Source organism: Aequorivita vitellina, assembly GCF_022008365.1.
Classification (GTDB): domain Bacteria; phylum Bacteroidota; class Bacteroidia; order Flavobacteriales; family Flavobacteriaceae; genus Aequorivita; species Aequorivita vitellina.
In genome coordinates this window covers 1-1,969 of record NZ_JAIRBA010000071.1, presented here as the reverse complement: position 1 = coordinate 1,969, position 1,969 = coordinate 1, and the positions used below count along the sequence as shown (strand labels likewise).

The 1,969-nt window shown below is 44.3% G+C and carries 1 protein-coding gene; it reads right to left on the bottom strand.

Features of this window, described 5'->3' with window-relative positions; all coding sequences use genetic code 11:
• Position 1 precedes the first annotated feature (1 nt).
• Positions 2–1,969: T9SS type A sorting domain-containing protein (locus K8089_RS15945; RefSeq protein ID WP_237604289.1), on the bottom strand; the 1,968-nt coding region annotated here is incomplete at its 5' end.

Genomic DNA, 1,969 nt, shown 5'->3' with positions numbered 1-1,969 from the left:
ATTACTCTTTAATCAAGCGCTTTACAGTGCTTGCTTTTTCACCAATAATCTGTACCATATAAACGCCAGATGCAAGAGATGAAACATCAACTGCTTTTTCACCTTGCATAGTGCGAAGGTCTATCTGGTTTACTAATTTTCCGTTTACATCGTAAATCATCATTTTCTCTAGAGAAATGTTGGTCTTGTTAACAAGGTTTACAACATGGCTCGCTGGGTTTGGATATAATGCCACACCAGCTTCTAAAGTATTTTGATTCACACCAAGAACAGATTCAACTGTAAGTTCAAAGTCACAGCTAGATGTGTTTCCGTACTCATCGGTAGCGGTAAAGCTAACAGTGTAAACACCGTCTGGCAATGCCGTGCCCGCAGCAGGGTCTTGGGTAGTATCTGTTACAGGATCTGTACAGTTATCGTCGGCAATTGCTTCGCCAGTTGCGAAGTAATCTGGTACAATATAATATATGTTACCTGGTCCTGGGTCAACTGTTTGGTCTGCAGGGCAGGTAAGCACTGGAGCCAATCTATCAACCACGTGTACTTCAGCTACACAAGAGGCAAGGTTGCCGCTGGTATCGCTTACAAATACAGTTACCATAACTGGGGTTCCTATATCTGCACAAGTAACCGTAGGTACATCTACCGCAATGGTATCGATACCACAAGCTTCTTCTATATTGGAAACCAAACTGTACGGATCGATAGTAGTAGTACCATCTGGGCCTAGTTCAATTTCTACAACGTTACCTGTGCTAACACCTTCGTAGTCTATTTGGAAGTTATCAACGCCAGCACCCCAGCCCCAAGCACCTTCGTCATCGAAAGTAAAGCGAACTTGGAAATCGGCATTCATATAAGCTGCCATATCAAGAGCACCAGAGTTGGTTGGGTCTGTGTCAACATCTACAAATAGTATTTGTTGCCAAGCTGCACCGTCATAAACTTCAACCTCTAAGAAACCGTCTCCTGCAAATTCCTGCAATGCATAATCAAAAGAGATAGATGCGGTTACAGCTGCAGAGATATCGTACACTGGAGAAAGAAGTGAAACTACGTTAGCCGATCCACTACCTGCTGCATCGTCATCAAAGATAGCTGCGTTGGTAGGGAAGTCGCCACCTGTTGGCATATCGCCCGAACCAAAGGTCCAGTCTGCGGAACCGCTGGTTACAACGGTAGTCCAACCTGTTGGAATTGTACTGGCTTCAAAATCTGTTAATTCTGAAGTAACGTTTGCAACACCACAAGTAATTACTGGGGCAATGTTATCGATTACATTTACTACGGCCATACAAGTAGAAGCGTTTCCACTAGCATCGGTCACGGTCACTTCAATGATGTTCTCACCAAGATCTGCGCACGTAAAGTCTAGGCCAGAGCCTCCGCCGGTAGTATAAAGTATATTTCCGTTGAATACTCTTGGTTCAAAACCTCCGGTAAATGGATAGCCCATTCCGCGACCTTCGTAAAACTCAAGGTTGGCGTCAGAAGCAAACAGGTTTCCTGTTGTTGTACCATTGGTGTAGTTCATACCACCATTTAATGTGGTTACGTAGAAAGCTACTCGTTCACCAGCAGCTACTGTAACACCTAAATCAAGGTTTAACGGGGTTGGTAAACCATCACCTGCAGAAGTAATACCTGCGGCTGTGTCTAGCAATGTCCAATCGCCAGGATTGGTATGCGAACCTACCCAAGTACCTGTTTTGAAATATACTTCAATATCATCGGTTATTCCGGTATCAAGGTTTACATCAAAAGAGTCGATGGTAAGGTCGTTTATAGCCATAACATCAAACATAGCACCGTCAAGTCCGTTACCACCCGCAAAGGTTGTAGTAAGGCTTTCGCTGCTTCCACCGCCAGTACCGCCAGCGGTAATGGTGTATCCACAAGCTTCGTTAACACTTGTTACAAGATCGTTAGGGCTAATTGAAGCCACTCCATTTGCATCAAGGAAAACATC